This window comes from Deinococcus depolymerans (genome assembly GCF_039522025.1).
In the GTDB taxonomy this organism is placed as follows: Bacteria; Deinococcota; Deinococci; order Deinococcales; family Deinococcaceae; genus Deinococcus; species Deinococcus depolymerans.
The window spans coordinates 39,559-53,004 of the sequence record NZ_BAAADB010000019.1 but is presented as its reverse complement, the minus strand read 5'-3'; the positions used below and the strand labels follow the sequence as shown (position 1 = coordinate 53,004).

Genomic DNA, 13,446 nt, shown 5'->3' with positions numbered 1-13,446 from the left:
GGGTAGACAGGGCCGCGCAGCCACTACCATGACAGGCATGAGCGCTTCCCCTGTCCCGCTCCCCTTCGACCTGTCCACCCGGCTGTCGCGCCGCGCGCAGGGCATGAATGCCAGCGCCATCCGCGAGATCCTGAAGATCACGCAGCGGCCGGACGTGATCTCCTTCGCGGGTGGGCTGCCCGCGCCGGAACTGTTCCCGCTGGACGAGGTGCGCGCCGCGAGCAACCGCGTGCTGGACGTGTACGGCCCGGCGGCGCTGCAGTACTCGACGACCGAGGGGCACCCGCCGCTGCGCGAGTGGATCGGCGCGCAGGCCGGCATTCCGGCCGCCAACGTGCAGATCGTGACCGGCAGCCAGCAGGGCCTGGACCTGCTCGGCAAGGTCCTGATCGACGAGGGGGACGTGGTGCTGGTGGAGGCGCCCACCTACCTGGGCGCGCTGCAGTCGTTCCGGCCGTACCAGCCGCGCTACGTGCAGGTGCCCACCGACGAGGGCGGCATCGACGTGGACGCGCTGGAGGAGGTGCTGAACACCACCCGCGCGAAACTGCTGTACGCCGTGCCGAACTTCCAGAATCCCACCGGGCGCACCCTGAGCGCCGAGCGTCGCCGCCGCCTGGTGGAACTCACGGCGCGCTTCGGCGTCCTGCTGATCGAGGACGACCCGTACGGGCAGCTGCGCTTCACGGGTGAGGCCGCGCCCAGCCTGTACAGCCTGGGCCTGGAACTGCACGGCGACCCGGACCGCAACCACGTCATCTACTCCAGTTCGTTCAGCAAGACGCTGGTGCCGGGCCTGCGGGACGCCTGGGTGCAGGCGGCCGCGCCGGTCATCAATAAACTGATCCAGGCGAAGCAGGGCGCGGACCTGCACACCCCCACCTTCAACCAGATGATCATCTCGGAACTCGTGCAGGACGTCCTGCCACGTCAGATCGAACGGGTGCGGCAGGCGTACGGCGAGCGCGCCCGCCTGATGCTGGAACGCATCCGCGCGGACTTCCCGGACGGCGTGCAGTGCACGACCCCCGAGGGCGGCATGTTCCTGTGGCTGACCCTTCCGGGAGGCGTGGACACGCAGGCGCTGCTGCCCCGCGCGGTCGAGCGCAAGGTCGCGTACGTGCCGGGCAGTCCCTTCTACGCGCTGGGCGGCGGCGAGAACACCATGCGGCTGAGTTACAGCAACGCCACGCCGGAGCAGATCACGCAGGGCATGGGCGCGCTGGGTGACACGCTGCGCGAGGCGCTGGCGGAACGCTGAGACGGCGGTCCCGTATCATCAGGGCGGATGAGTGACGCACCGCTTGGCGTGTTCGACAGTGGCGTGGGGGGCCTGAGTATCCTGGCGGACCTGCGCCGCGCCCTGCCGGGCGAGGACCTGCTGTACCTGGCCGACACGGCGCACGTGCCGTACGGGGCGCGCCCTGACCATGAGATCCGGGACCTGACGGACCGGGCGGTCTCGGCGCTGCACGCGCGGGGCGTCAAGGGCGTGGTGGTGGCGTGCAACACGGCGTCGGCATTCAGTCTGGGGCACCTGCGGTCGCGTTTCGACCTGCCGATCATCGGGCTGGTCCCGGCCGTGAAACCGGCGGTGCTCTCGACCCGTTCGGGCGTGGTGGGCGTGCTGGCCACGCCGGGCACCCTGCGCGGGACGCTGCTGGCCGACGTGATCCGGGAGTTCGCGGACCCGGCGGGCGTGCAGGTCCTGAAGGCCGTGAGTACCGAGCTGGTGCCGCTGGTCGAGGCGGGGCAGGCGGACTCGGCGCGGGCGCGTGAGGTGCTGCGCGAGGTCCTGACGCCGCTGGCCGAGGCGGGCGCCGATGAGCTGGTGCTGGGCTGCACGCACTACCCGTTCCTGGCGGGCAGTATCCGCGCGGAGTTCGGGGACACGTTCACGCTGCTGGACAGCGGGCCGGCCGTCGCGCGGCACACGCGGCGCGTCCTGGCCGGGTGCGGGGCGCTGTCCGGGCGGGAGTCGGGAGGCCAGGAGCGTTTCGTGGTGACGGGGGACGCCGCGCGGGCGGCGCCGGTCATGGCGGCGCTGCTGGCGGCCGGTGGAATGGCGGCGGGTGGAATGGCGGCCGGGGGGATCGGCGCGGGCGGGTATACTGACGGTCAATCCAACCGGGCGGCCCCGCCGCTGCCCAGAATTGAGTCCATCCAGACATGAGTACTGCATCCAAGAGTTCCGGCAAAGTCCCGCCCCTCCCGGTCCGTGAGGGCCGCACCCTTCTCGAACCGCGCCCGCTGAGCGTCAAGCGTGGCGTGAACCCGCACGCGCCGGGCAGCGCGCACCTGATCATGGGCCGCACCGAGATCATGGCGACCGTCAGCATTCAGGACAAGCCCGCGCCGCACATGCGGGGCAGCAAGGAAGGCTGGCTGACCGCCGAGTACTCCATGCTGCCGCGCGCCACGACCGACCGGCAGGCACGCGAACGGAACCTGCAGGACGGCCGCCGCTACGAGATCCAGCGGCTGCTGGGGCGGGCGCTGCGGGCCAGCATGGACCTGCGGCCCTTCCGGAACCAGACGCTGTACGTGGACTGCGACGTGCTGGTCGCGGACGGCGGCACGCGCGTGGCGAGCATCCTGGCGGGGCACGCGGCGCTGCATGACTTCTGCGACCGCCTGATCCAGAAGGGGCAGCTGACCGACTGGCCCATCGCGCACAACGTGGGCGCGATCAGCGTGGGCCTGCTGGGCGACGAGGTCCGCGTGGACCTGGATTACGCCGAGGACCGCGTGGCCCGCGCGGACCTGAACGTGGTCGCCACCGACACGGGGCTGATCATCGAGGTGCAGGGCGGCGCCGAGGAGGGCGCCCTGACGCAGGAGGAGTACGTGCGGCTGCTGTCCACCGGGGCGTTCGCGGTGCAGGGCGTCATGGCGGACCTGACCCGGCAGCTGTCGGTCATTCAGGGCATGTGACGGCCGGGCCCGCGCGGTCCTTTCCGGGTGCGGCCGGTCCTTCAGGGCGCGTGAACGTCTGGCGTGCCTGATCCACCGGGGCGGGGCGGGCGGCTGCGCTAGACTCCGGGACAAGTTCCAAGGAGGTTACCCATGAGCGTGACGAGATTCATCGGGCGGGCGCTGCTCGCGAGCATCTTCATCAAGAGCGGCCTCGATCACCTGCAGAACCCGGACCCCATCGTGCGGGCCGCGCGGGGTGCGGAAGTGCCGGAACCGGAACTGGCGGTCAAGGTGAACAGCGGCGTCATGGTCGGGGCGGGGGCGCTGATGGCGCTGGGCCTCGCGCCGCGCGCGGCCAGCGTGGCCCTGGCCGCCAGCCTGATCCCCACCACCGTCATCGGCCATCCCTTCTGGGACAAGGACGGCAAGGACCGCGCGCAGCAGCAGACGCAGTTCCTGAAGAACCTCGCGCTGTTCGGGGCGCTGCTGTACGTCAGTAAGGAGTAGAAGGTTGAACGGTGATGGTTGACGGAAGGGGCGACCCTCTGTCAACCATCACCCATTCACCATCACCCCCTCATACGGATTCCGTTTGTTTCGCCAACAATCCGCAACTTCACCGGATTGCCGGCTCCACGTCCGGAACCCGTTTTTCTCCTGCTCTGCGGGGCAGCTCTCCGAGTCGCATCCGCTCGGATTGAACGGGCTTTACAGCCCATTCAATCGGAGTGCGTATCACAGCACGCGCAGGCGGTAGAACACGCCGGCCACGGCGACCGCGAGGGCCACGGCGAGGCCCAGCACGATCCAGATGCCTTCCGGACTGTCGTGGAACGGGACGGGCACGTTCATGCCGAAGATGCTGGTGACCAGGGTGGGAATGGCGACCAGGATGGTGGTGACGGTCAGGACCTTCACGACCTGGTTGACGTTGTTGCTGATCACGCTGGCGAAGGCGCCGGCCATGCTGGTCAGGATGTTGCTGGCGATGGACGCCATCTCGATGGCCTGAAGGTTCTCGATCAGGACGTCGTCGAGCAGGTCGCTGTCTTCCTCGTACATCTCGAAGATCCGGTCGCGTTTGACGCGCTCCATCATGGCCTCGTTGGCCTTCAGGCCGGTCAGGAAGTACACGAGGCTCTTTTCGAGTTTCAGCAGGTTCAGCAGTTCGCGGTTCTGCTGGCTGTTCTCCAGCTTGTCCTCGATGGCGTCGACGCGCTTGTTGATCTGCCGCACGTCGATCAGGAAGCGCTGGGCGTTGCGCAGGAACAGCTGCAGGGTCAGGCGGTTTTTCTTGCTGGTGCTGACGCGCCGCACCAGCCCGCCGAGCACGTCCTTGATGACCGGGTTCTCCGGCAGGGCGCACACGGTCACGATGCAGTGGTCGGTGTGCAGGATGCCCAGCGGAACGGTGTCGTAGGGAATGTCGCTCTCTTCCGGCAGGCGGTAACTGGTCTGCATGATGATCAGCAGTTGCCCGTCTTCGCGTTCGAACCGGGAGCGTTCGTCCGGGTCGAGCGGGTAGGACAGGTAGTCGAGGTCCAGGCCGGTCTCGCGGGCGACGCGGGCGAGTTCCTCGGCGGTCGGTTCGGCGGCGTTGATCCAGCAGCCGTCGGTGTACCCGTCAGTGCTGGTGAGCTTCCCGCCGATGCTGCGGTAGTAGGTCAGCATGCGGCGCGGCCCGGGTGTGTGTGGTGCATGGCGGGTCCTCCAGGGGGTGCGGGAGAGCCGGTCTGGACGTGCCGACCGGGCGGGGCGGTCGGTCGGAACTGGGCGGTTCGGCGTCCAGCGGTTCGGGGTTCACGTCTGTCACCTCCTGGGGCGCACCTGCGGGCGCAGCGCCGGTCATGCTAGCCCTGCGGGGGCGGGCGGGGCAAGCGCGGGGGCCGCGCGCCGCACGGAAAGACCCCCACCGGGCGGGTGAGGGTCGGGGCGGGCGGCGGGCGTTCCACGGATTCGGTCTGTGTCGGCCTCAACCCGGAACAGCACCGGATTGCCAACGCCACGCCCGGACTGAACGGTTGTGACCCGTTCAACCGGGGTCCGGCTTACAGGCCGAAGTGGGCGCGGTTCTTGACGATGAAGTCTTCCTCGCCGCCCGGGACGTCCTCCTCGGGGAAGATGGCGCTGACGGGGCAGGCGGGCACGCACGCGCCGCAGTCGATGCACTCGTCGGGGTGGATCAGGAACTGGTCGCCACCGTCGTAGATACATTCCACCGGGCAGACTTCGGTGCAGGCCTGGTCCTTGACGCCAATGCAGGGGCTAACGATCACGTGAGGCATGAGGAACAGTATGCACACCTGTCCGCCTCGCCGCAAGGGCAGAGCAGACAGGATTTTTGACGTTCAGGCGGGCAAAACCGACCCACCGGGTCAGGATTGGGACGCGGTTCAGTGTCCGGGCGGGGCCGCGACCGGGCGCCCGGTCAGCTGCGCCTCGGCCAGCGTGAGGTCCGCGTCCTTGTCCACGTCGGTTCCCACCGCCGCGTGCGGGGTGATCAGCGCCCGCGCCGGCACGCCCAGCAGCGCCGAGACCTTCGCCTCCAGCGCCGCCACGCTCAGGCGGCCCGTCACCAGTCGCAGCAGCACGCCGGGACCGATCAGGCCCGCCAGTTTCAGCGGGGCCTTGCGCGCCGCGAGGACCTCGCGGAGCCTCGGCAGGAACTGCCCGATCAGGGCCGGGTCCAGCAGGAACAGGTTCCCGCCCGTGAAGGTCCCGTCACGCAGTCGCGCGTAGGTGCGTTTCACGCCGGGATACGCGGCCTCGCACACCTCGCGCCGCACCACCGGGTACACCAGGCCCGCCCCGGGCGGCGCGGCGTCCAGCACGCTGCGGACCTCCTCGGCCCGCAGCATGGGCACGTCCGCCGTGACGACCAGCACCCGCTCGCCCGGGCGCAGACCGGCGGCGCGCAGGGCGTCCACGCCGGCCTCCAGGTTGCTGAGCAGCGTGCCGTGGTCCGTGACGCGCCCGTCGATCAGCAGGTCCAGGGCGGGGGTGGTCGGGCCGACGTAGGCCACCCGGCCCACCCGGCCGCTGCCGCGCAGGGCGCGCAGCACGTGCAGCGCCATCGGCTCGCCCGCCACGGGAATCAGGGGTTTGACCTTCACGCCGTGCGCCGCTGCGAACGGATCGCCGGGGTCACCGCCGCCCAGCACCACGGCGCTCCAGGGCGTTGCATCCGTTTGTGTCATTGCCGCCCAGGGTAGCAGACCGCGCCGCGTGCCGGCGAGCAGCTCAGCCCGGCAGGTGCAGCGTGGCGGTGAAGCCCTGCCGCGGGGCGCTGCGCAGTTCCAGCGTGCCGCCGTGCAGCTGCGCCACGTGCCGTGCCAGCGCCAGCCCCAGGCCGTGCCCACCCACCCCCGAAGCGTCGGCGGCGCGGCTGGCGTCCGGGCGGTAGAAGGCCTCGCCCAGGCGGGCCAGGGTGGCGGCGTCCACGCCGGGGCCGTCGTCGCGCACGGTGACGGTCGCGCCGCCCGGGGTGGCCTGCACGGTCACGGTCACGGTCGCCTGCGGGGCGTGCCGCACGGCGTTGGTGGTCAGGTTCCAGATGGCCTGCCCCAGCAGCACCCGGTCGCCCGGCACCGTGACCGGCCCGCTCGCGGCGAGGTCCACGTCGGCCAGGGGGTCCAGTTCCCGGGCGCGGTCCACGGCGTCCGCCGCGAGGTCCCGCAGCGGGACCGGCGCGCGCTGCACGGCGCCCGGGTCGCGGGCCAGCAGCAGCAGGTGGTTGGCCAGGGTGGACAGCCGCGTGATGTCCGTCCCGATCTCCTGCAGGTCCGCGCGGTAGCGCGCGGCGTCGCGGTCGCGGGCCAGGGTGCCTTCCACCCGCGCGGTCAGCGCGGCCAGCGGGGAGCGCAGGTCGTGCGCGGCGGCCCGCAGGAACCCCTGCTCGCGCTCGCGGGCGTCTGCCAGCCGCGCGAAGCTCTGCTGCAGGGTCAGTGCCAGCCGCGCCAGTTCGTCCCCGTGGCCCGCGCCGGGCAGGGGGCGGCGCAGGTCCCCGCCCTCGCCCACGGCCCGCGCGGCGTTCTCCAGGGTCCGCACGGGCCGCAGCAGCCGTCCGGCCACCACCCACCCGACCAGCAGGGACAGCAGCAGTGCCAGGGGCAGCAGCCACGTCAGCGCCTGCGTGAATGCCTGCCGGGCCTCCGACAGGGACCGGGCGTCCACGGCCACCTGCAGCAGCGCGTCGCCCCGCAGGGGCCGCACCAGGATCAGGTGGGCGCGGTCCGCGCTCAGGTACCCGCCCGGGCCGGGCCGCAGGGTCAGCGGCACCCCGCCGGGAAAGGAGCGGGTGCCCACCGACGTCAGTTCGCCCCGCTGAACGGCCACCAGCCGCAGTTCCACGCCCCGGCGGTCCACGGCGTCCGCCAGGCGTTCCAGGTCCGACTGCGACACGGTCGCCACGCCCAGCAGCGCGCCCAGCAGGTCGGCGTCCTCAGCGGGTCTCAGCAGCGCCTCCACGCGGCCCTGCACGGCCCCGACCACGCTCAGCAGCCGCTGCTCCTGCGCCTGGCGCAGGAAGCCGTTCACGGACACGAACAGCCCGGCCGCGACGAGCACCACGGCCAGTCCGGTCGCCAGCGCGGCCCACAGCGCCAGCCGCGCCCGCAGGGTCAGCGGCACGCGGGCCCTCAGCGTTCCACGCGGTATCCGCGTCCGCGCTCGGAACTGATCGCCTCGGGGGCCAGTTTGCGCCGCAGGTAGCGCACGTACACGTCCACGATCCGCGCCTCGCCGCCGAATTCCGGGCCCCACACGCGGTCGATCAGGTCCTCGCGCGTGAACCACCGTTCGGGCGACAGGGCCAGCGCTTCGAGCAGCGCGTACTCGCGGCCCGTCACGGCGACCTCCTGCGCGTCCCAGGTGACCGTGCGGGCCACGCTGTCCAGCGTGCCGCGCCCCGCCGCGAACGCCACGCGGGGTGCGCCCGCCCCCCGCTCGCGGCGCGACAGGGCCCGCAGCGTCGCCAGCAGTTCGGGCACCGCGAACGGCTTGACGAGGTACGCGTCGCCGCCCAGGTCCAGGCCCTGCACCCGGTCATCCAGTTCCCCGCGTGCCGTCAGGAACAGCACGGCCGAATCCACGCCCTGTTCGCGCAGTTCGCGCGCCACCTGAAAGCCGTCCATGCCGGGCAGCATGACGTCCAGCACCACCAGCGGGAACTCGCCCAGCGCGGCGGCCTCCAGTCCTTCCGGGCCGGTCTGCGCCCACGTGACGGCGTACCCGGCCTCGCGCAGCGCCCCCAGGGTTGGCTGCGCGATGCGGGCGTCGTCCTCCACGAGCAGCAGTCTCATGCCGTTCAGTCTAAGCGCGGCGGTTAAGGGGTGGTTAGCCGCTCACGGCCCGCCACAGCAGCCAGCCGCCGAGGGCCATGAGCAGCAGCAGGGCGGCGATTCCGGTGGGGATCAGCCAGGGCAGGCGGCGCTGCACGCGCAGACTGCGGGTGCGCGCCTCGGTCAGCACGGGTCCGGGCAGGGTGCGGGCGGCCAGGGCCAGCAGGGTCGGGACGATCAGGACGTCGTCTGCCAGACCCAGCACCGGCGTCAGGTCCGGGAGCAGGTCCAGCGGCAGCAGGGCGTAGGCGAGGGCCAGGGCCGCCATGAGTCTGGCCCCGGCGGGCGTGCGGCGGTCCCCGAGGGCGAACAGCAGGGCCAGCGAGTCGCGCCAGCCCGAGCGGATACGTGCAATCACGACCCTCGGTACGCGGTCCGGGGGGCGGGCGTTGCGCCCGCGCCGGGGTGGTATGCTGGGGGGGTCCGCTGTGAGCGCGCCCCTGACCGGGGCCGGCGCAGCGCTGGAGGTCAGGCAATCACCGGCTCGCCGCGGCGAGTCCACGTGTACCGCGAGGACACGTTCACGGGAGACGGGAACACGCACGCAATTCACACCCCCCCAGGCCGCGCCACGCGCGCCGGGTTCCCGGTGTGGCCTGCCTGAGACCCCGCCTTCCGTCGCCTGAGTTCCGGACGGCCGGGTGTGTTCTCGTGTCTACCGATTCGCCCCGTGCTGTGGTACAGTGCTTGCTTGGTGACCCGCTTGTGCGGGTGCGCGACAAGGTCCAAGCCGTCCGGGGCAGCGATTCCCGGCCGTGCGGCAGGAGGAATCACAATGTTTGCAATCATTCAGACCGGCGGGAAGCAGTACCGCGTTCAGGAAGGCGACGTGATCCGCGTCGAGAGCCTGAAAGGCGAAGCGGGCGACAAGCTCGACCTGGCCCCTCTCTTCGTGGGCGGCGACAAGGCCCTGTTCGGCGACGCCGTTGCCAAGTTCGTCGTGAACGCCGAAGTGGTCGAGCACGGCCGCGGCGAGAAGATCTACATCCGTAAGTACAAGAGCGGCGTGCAGTACCGCCGCCGCACTGGCCACCGCCAGGACTACACGGCCATCAAGATTCTGGGCATCAAGGGCTAAGGGAGGACACCGACATGGCACACAAGAAAGGCGTAGGTTCGTCCAAGAACGGACGTGACAGCCAGCCCAAGTACCTGGGCGTGAAGAAGTTCGGCGGCGAGCAGGTGCTGGCCGGGAACATCCTGGTCCGCCAGCGCGGCACCAAGTTCAAGGCCGGCCCGAACGTGGGCATGGGCCGCGACCACACCCTGTTCGCACTCGAGCACGGCAAGGTCGTGTTCACGAACCGTGGCGCCAAGGGCCGCTTCATCAGCATCGAAGTGCCGACCGAACTCGCCGCTGACTGAGTCCCGGTCTCGGGTTTTCAGGCAGTTCAGCGCCCTGCCCCGGTGAAGGGTGGGGCGCTTTTTTACGGTCTGCCGGGTTCATGACCCGCGCGCGGGCCGGGGCCGCAGGGCCGCAACGAATCAAGCAGGGTGAGGACGGTGCCGCGCGGCACGCACCTTGCCCCGAAGGGAGAGGTGAGTGCAGTGGCGTTTCGTGACGTTCTGAATATCGAGGTGGCCGCCGGCAACGGCGGGGACGGCAGCATGTCCTTCCACCGCGCGAAGTACATGGAGAAGGGCGGCCCGGACGGCGGGCACGGCGGCAAGGGCGGCAGCATCATCCTGCGCGCCATCGAGGGCGTCGAGTCGCTGGAGCGGCTGCTGGGCCGCCGCAAGTTCAAGGGCCCGAACGGCGCGTACGGCGAGGGCCGCCTGCGCCAGGGGGCCGACGGTGAGGACATCTACATCGACGTGCCGGTCGGCACGACCGCCTTCGACGAGGAGACCGGGAAGGTCATCGCGGACCTCGTGCGGGTCGGGCAGGAGAAGGTCATCGCGCGCGGCGGTCTGGGCGGGCGTGGGAACAGCACCTTCACCAGCAGCACCCGTCAGGCCCCGCGTTTCGCGGAACTGGGCACGCCGGGGCAGAAGCGCCGCGTGCGCCTGGAACTGCGCCTGATCGCGGACGTGGGCCTCGTGGGCTACCCGAACGCCGGCAAGAGCAGCCTGCTGGCGGCCCTGTCGCGCGCCAACCCGGCCATCGCGGACTACCCGTTCACGACCCTGTCGCCCATCCTGGGCGTCGTGGACCGCGTGGACGCGCACGGCAGCCCGCTCGACGAGCGCCTGACCCTGGCGGACATTCCCGGCATCATCGAGGGCGCCAGCGAGGGCAAGGGCCTGGGCCTGGAGTTCCTGCGGCACATCAGCCGCACGCGCGTGCTGGTGTACGTGCTGGACGTGACCCGCGACCCGGTGGGCGAACTGGCGCAACTGCAGGCCGAGCTGCGTTCCTACGACCCCACGCTGCTGGAGCAGGTGGCGCTGATCGCGCTGAACAAGGTGGAACTGGTCGACGAGGACCTGGCCGTGATGGTCGAGGACGAACTGATCGGGTCGGGCCTGCCGGTGCTGCGCGTGAGCGCCAAGGAAGGTCAGGGCCTGAACGAACTGCGCGAGTCGCTGTTCCAGCTGCTGCCGGACCGGGAACTGTGGGCGCAGACGCACGCGCTGGACATTGAGTCGGACGTGGTGCGCGAGGAACCGCTGCGCATCGAGTTCCGCATCGACCCGGCCGCGCAGGGCGTGGGCATCATCAACGACGGCCAGCCGGAGCGGGTCTGGAAGGTCATCGGCGGGGGCTTCGAGGAACGCATCGTGCGCTTCTCGCGCTACCTGGAAGAAGCCTCGGAGTACCTGGGGAACGTCTTCAAACGCCAGGGCCTGTACAACGCCCTGAAACGCGCCGGGGCGCGCGAGGGCGACACCGTCGAGATCGGGCCGCACCGCTTCGAGTACTTCGACGAGGACGAGAACAAGGGCTGAACCTGACCCGGAAGGGGGGCCGGAGGGGAACGAATTCCACCTCCGGCCCCTCCCCTTTCAAGCGGAGTCCGTCTCCGTGTGTGCCGCTCATACGGATTCCGTCTGTTTCGCTGACAGATCGGAACCCCACCGGGTCGCCAGCTCCACGCCCGGAACCCGGTTTTCTCCCACTCGCTTCGCTCGGATTGAACGGCTTTGTAAGCCATTCAATCGGAGTCCGTATCAGCTGGTGCCGCTGTACCCGCCGCTGCACGCCGCGCCGCGTTCCGGGGCGGTCGCGCCCTGCTCGTACTTGTCCAGGAAGGCCTTCAGGCGGGCGTCGTCGGGCTTCTCCACCTTCAGCTGCGCGCCCCAGGCGCTGATGGCGACCGGGGTGTCCAGGCCCTCGTAGGGGCTGAGCAGCGTGTAGGGGCGGCCGTCCACCAGGTTCTTCAGGGTGTCCAGCCCGGCGGCGTCCAGGTCCGGGCGGTACGTGATCCACACTGCGCCGTGTTCGAGGCTGTGCACCGCGTACTCGTTGTACAGGGGGCTGCTGTACACCCCGCAGTTCTGCCACGAGGGGTTGTGCGGCCCGCCGGCCGGGGGATTCTCGGCGTATTTCAGTGAGCCGCTGCGGTGGTCGCCCGCCGGGTACGTGAAGGTCTGGACACCCTCGATGCCTTTGGAACCGCAGGCAGTCAGGGCAAGCAGCAGGAAGGGCAGGGCACGTTTCATGGTCCTTCAGCGTAGCGCGCCGCTGTGGGCGCTGCCCAGGGGCATGTCTCCCCTGGCCGTCCCGGCCCGCCCGCCCCCTTCCCTGCTGGCCTGCCCGCGCTACTCGCCCGCCTCGGCGTGCGCGCCGCGCGGGGAGGCAGGCACGAAGCCGGGGGGGCGGCCGTCCGGGTAGCCGGGGCCGGTCAGGTCCACCGGCTGCCGGTCCGGGACGATGTCGCCCTTCAGGCCGCGCGCCGCGAGGACCGGCAGGAACGAGTCCATGACGTCCGGTTCGCCGTGCACCAGCCACACGTGGGGCCGGCCCGCCGTGTCCAGGAAGGCCAGCAGGTCGTCCTGGTCGGCGTGCGCGGAGAACCCGCCGATGGTGTACACGTGCGCGCGAACCGCGATCTCCTCACCCATGATGCGCACGTGGTCCGCGCCGGTCACGATGCGCCCCCCGAGGCTGCTGGGGGACTGGTACGACACGCTGATCAGGCTGGTGCTGGGTTTCCAGAGGTGATGCTTGAGGTGGTGCTGGATGCGCCCGCCGGTCATCATGCCGTTCCCGGCCAGGATGATCGCGGGGCCGTCGTAGCGGTTGATGCGCTGCGACTCGGCGCTGGTCGGCACGACGTGCAGCGTGCCGGGCCGGAAGGGGTCCTCGCCGGCCTGGAGGGCGTCCCGGACTTCCGGGATCAGTTCGTCGCCGTACTCGAAGTACTCGTGCGTGGCGCGGGCCGCCATGGGCGAGTCGAGGAACACCGGGATGCGCGGGACCTCGCCGGCGTCCATCAGTCCCTTGATGGTGTGCAGGATCGTCTGGGTGCGTTCGATGGCGAAACTGGGAATCAGGATCTTGCCACCCTGCCGCACCGCGTCGCGCAGCGCGTCGCGGAACTCGGCGAGCGTGGCCGGCCAGGGGCGGTGGGTGCGGTTGGCGTAGGTGCTTTCCAGCACCACGGCGTCCGCGGGGGGCGGCGGCGTGAAGTCCAGTTGCAGGCCGCTCTCGCGGTTGCCGAGGTCGCCGCTCATGATCAGCCGGGCGTCGCCGGTGTCGATCAGCAGGTACGCGCTGCCCAGGATGTGCCCGGCCCGCTGGGGCGTGACGCGCAGCCCGGCCACGCGCACCGTCTCCGCGAAACGCAGGTCCGGGCGCAGCAGGGCCAGGGCGCGGTGCACGTCCTCCTCCTCGTACAGCGGGGGCGGCACCTGATCGTCGGGAATGCCCTGGCGGCGGGCGCGGCGCAGGTCGTGGCGGTAGCCGTCCACCTGCAGCCGTGCGGAGTCCAGCAGCACCGTCTCGGCCAGCGCGGCGGTCGGTTCGGTGCAGTGGATGGGCCCGCGGTAGCCGAGTTTCACCAGCAGCGGCAGGCGGCCCACGTGGTCCAGGTGCGCGTGCGTGAGGATCACGGCGTCCAGGCCCGCCACGTCGAAGGGCAGCGGCTCACGGTTGCGTGCCTCGAGCTCGTCGTTGCCCTGGAACAGGCCGCAGTCGATCAGCACGTGCCGTTCGCCGACGGTCAGGAGGTGCATGCTGCCGGTGACCGTGAGGGCCGCCCCGAAGCTCTGGAGTCTCATGGGCCAGTGTACCGCCCGGGGTCCGGGC

General features: G+C 70.9%; 15 protein-coding genes. 7 read left to right on the top strand and 8 right to left on the bottom strand.

All coding sequences use genetic code 11. The features are described 5' to 3' along the window. Positions 1-37: 37 nt before the first annotated feature. The 4 genes from ABDZ66_RS10500 (at position 38) to ABDZ66_RS10485 (ending at position 3,423) form a co-directional block, all read left to right on the top strand. The gene (locus ABDZ66_RS10500; protein WP_343758574.1) at positions 38-1,261 is read left to right on the top strand and encodes an aminotransferase-like domain-containing protein; all 1,224 of its coding nucleotides are present in this window, start codon (positions 38-40) and stop codon (positions 1,259-1,261) included. 27 nt (positions 1,262-1,288) lie between these two features. After that, a complete protein-coding gene (gene murI, locus ABDZ66_RS10495) occupies positions 1,289-2,173 on the top strand; it encodes a glutamate racemase (RefSeq protein ID WP_343758572.1) in 885 nt (294 codons plus the stop codon). After that, the gene (rph, locus tag ABDZ66_RS10490; RefSeq protein ID WP_343758570.1) at positions 2,170-2,934 is read left to right on the top strand and encodes a ribonuclease PH; all 765 of its coding nucleotides are present in this window, start codon (positions 2,170-2,172) and stop codon (positions 2,932-2,934) included. The genes murI and rph overlap by 4 nt, the downstream gene beginning before the upstream one ends. A gap of 132 nt (positions 2,935-3,066) precedes the next feature. Then, entirely contained in the window at positions 3,067-3,423 is a 357-nt protein-coding gene (locus ABDZ66_RS10485; protein ID WP_343758568.1) for a DoxX family protein, read from the top strand. Positions 3,424-3,651: 228 nt separating this feature from the next. Here ABDZ66_RS10485 and ABDZ66_RS10480 read toward each other — a convergent pair whose 3' ends face one another. From ABDZ66_RS10480 to ABDZ66_RS10455, 6 genes are all read right to left on the bottom strand, one after another. Next, positions 3,652-4,587 carry a magnesium transporter CorA family protein gene (locus tag ABDZ66_RS10480; protein WP_343758566.1) on the bottom strand — a complete coding sequence of 312 codons (936 nt, stop codon included), beginning with the start codon at positions 4,585-4,587 and terminating at the stop codon, positions 3,652-3,654. 377 nt (positions 4,588-4,964) lie between these two features. Then, the gene (locus ABDZ66_RS10475; RefSeq protein WP_343758564.1) at positions 4,965-5,201 is read right to left on the bottom strand and encodes a ferredoxin; all 237 of its coding nucleotides are present in this window, start codon (positions 5,199-5,201) and stop codon (positions 4,965-4,967) included. Between the two features lie 108 nt (positions 5,202-5,309). Further along, positions 5,310-6,113: an NTP transferase domain-containing protein gene (locus ABDZ66_RS10470; RefSeq protein WP_343758562.1), complete on the bottom strand. Its 804-nt coding sequence runs from the start codon at positions 6,111-6,113 to the stop codon at positions 5,310-5,312. A 43-nt stretch (positions 6,114-6,156) separates the two neighbouring features. Next, the gene (locus ABDZ66_RS10465; RefSeq protein WP_343758560.1) at positions 6,157-7,545 is read right to left on the bottom strand and encodes a sensor histidine kinase; all 1,389 of its coding nucleotides are present in this window, start codon (positions 7,543-7,545) and stop codon (positions 6,157-6,159) included. Between the two features lie 8 nt (positions 7,546-7,553). Further along, the gene (locus ABDZ66_RS10460; RefSeq protein WP_343758558.1) at positions 7,554-8,216 is read right to left on the bottom strand and encodes a response regulator transcription factor; all 663 of its coding nucleotides are present in this window, start codon (positions 8,214-8,216) and stop codon (positions 7,554-7,556) included. A gap of 34 nt (positions 8,217-8,250) precedes the next feature. Continuing rightward, complete coding sequence (locus ABDZ66_RS10455) at positions 8,251-8,613, bottom strand: DUF1232 domain-containing protein (protein WP_343758556.1); 363 nt, start codon at positions 8,611-8,613, stop codon at positions 8,251-8,253. Between the two features lie 417 nt (positions 8,614-9,030). Here ABDZ66_RS10455 and rplU point away from each other — a divergent pair, with 417 nt between their 5' ends. From rplU to obgE, 3 genes are all read left to right on the top strand, one after another. After that, positions 9,031-9,333, top strand: a complete 303-nt coding sequence (gene rplU / locus ABDZ66_RS10450) for a 50S ribosomal protein L21 (RefSeq protein ID WP_343758554.1) — start codon at positions 9,031-9,033, stop codon at positions 9,331-9,333. 14 nt (positions 9,334-9,347) lie between these two features. Beyond that, positions 9,348-9,620: a 50S ribosomal protein L27 gene (rpmA, locus tag ABDZ66_RS10445; RefSeq protein WP_055363609.1), complete on the top strand. Its 273-nt coding sequence runs from the start codon at positions 9,348-9,350 to the stop codon at positions 9,618-9,620. 183 nt (positions 9,621-9,803) lie between these two features. After that, entirely contained in the window at positions 9,804-11,144 is a 1,341-nt protein-coding gene (obgE, locus tag ABDZ66_RS10440) for a GTPase ObgE (protein WP_343758551.1), read from the top strand. Positions 11,145-11,366: 222 nt separating this feature from the next. Here the strand turns inward: obgE and ABDZ66_RS10435 are convergent, their stop codons facing one another. Next, entirely contained in the window at positions 11,367-11,858 is a 492-nt protein-coding gene (locus tag ABDZ66_RS10435) for a thioredoxin-like domain-containing protein (protein ID WP_343758549.1), read from the bottom strand. Positions 11,859-11,957: 99 nt separating this feature from the next. Beyond that, positions 11,958-13,418 carry an MBL fold metallo-hydrolase RNA specificity domain-containing protein gene (locus ABDZ66_RS10430; protein ID WP_343758547.1) on the bottom strand — a complete coding sequence of 487 codons (1,461 nt, stop codon included), beginning with the start codon at positions 13,416-13,418 and terminating at the stop codon, positions 11,958-11,960. Between the last annotated feature and the right edge of the window lie 28 nt (positions 13,419-13,446).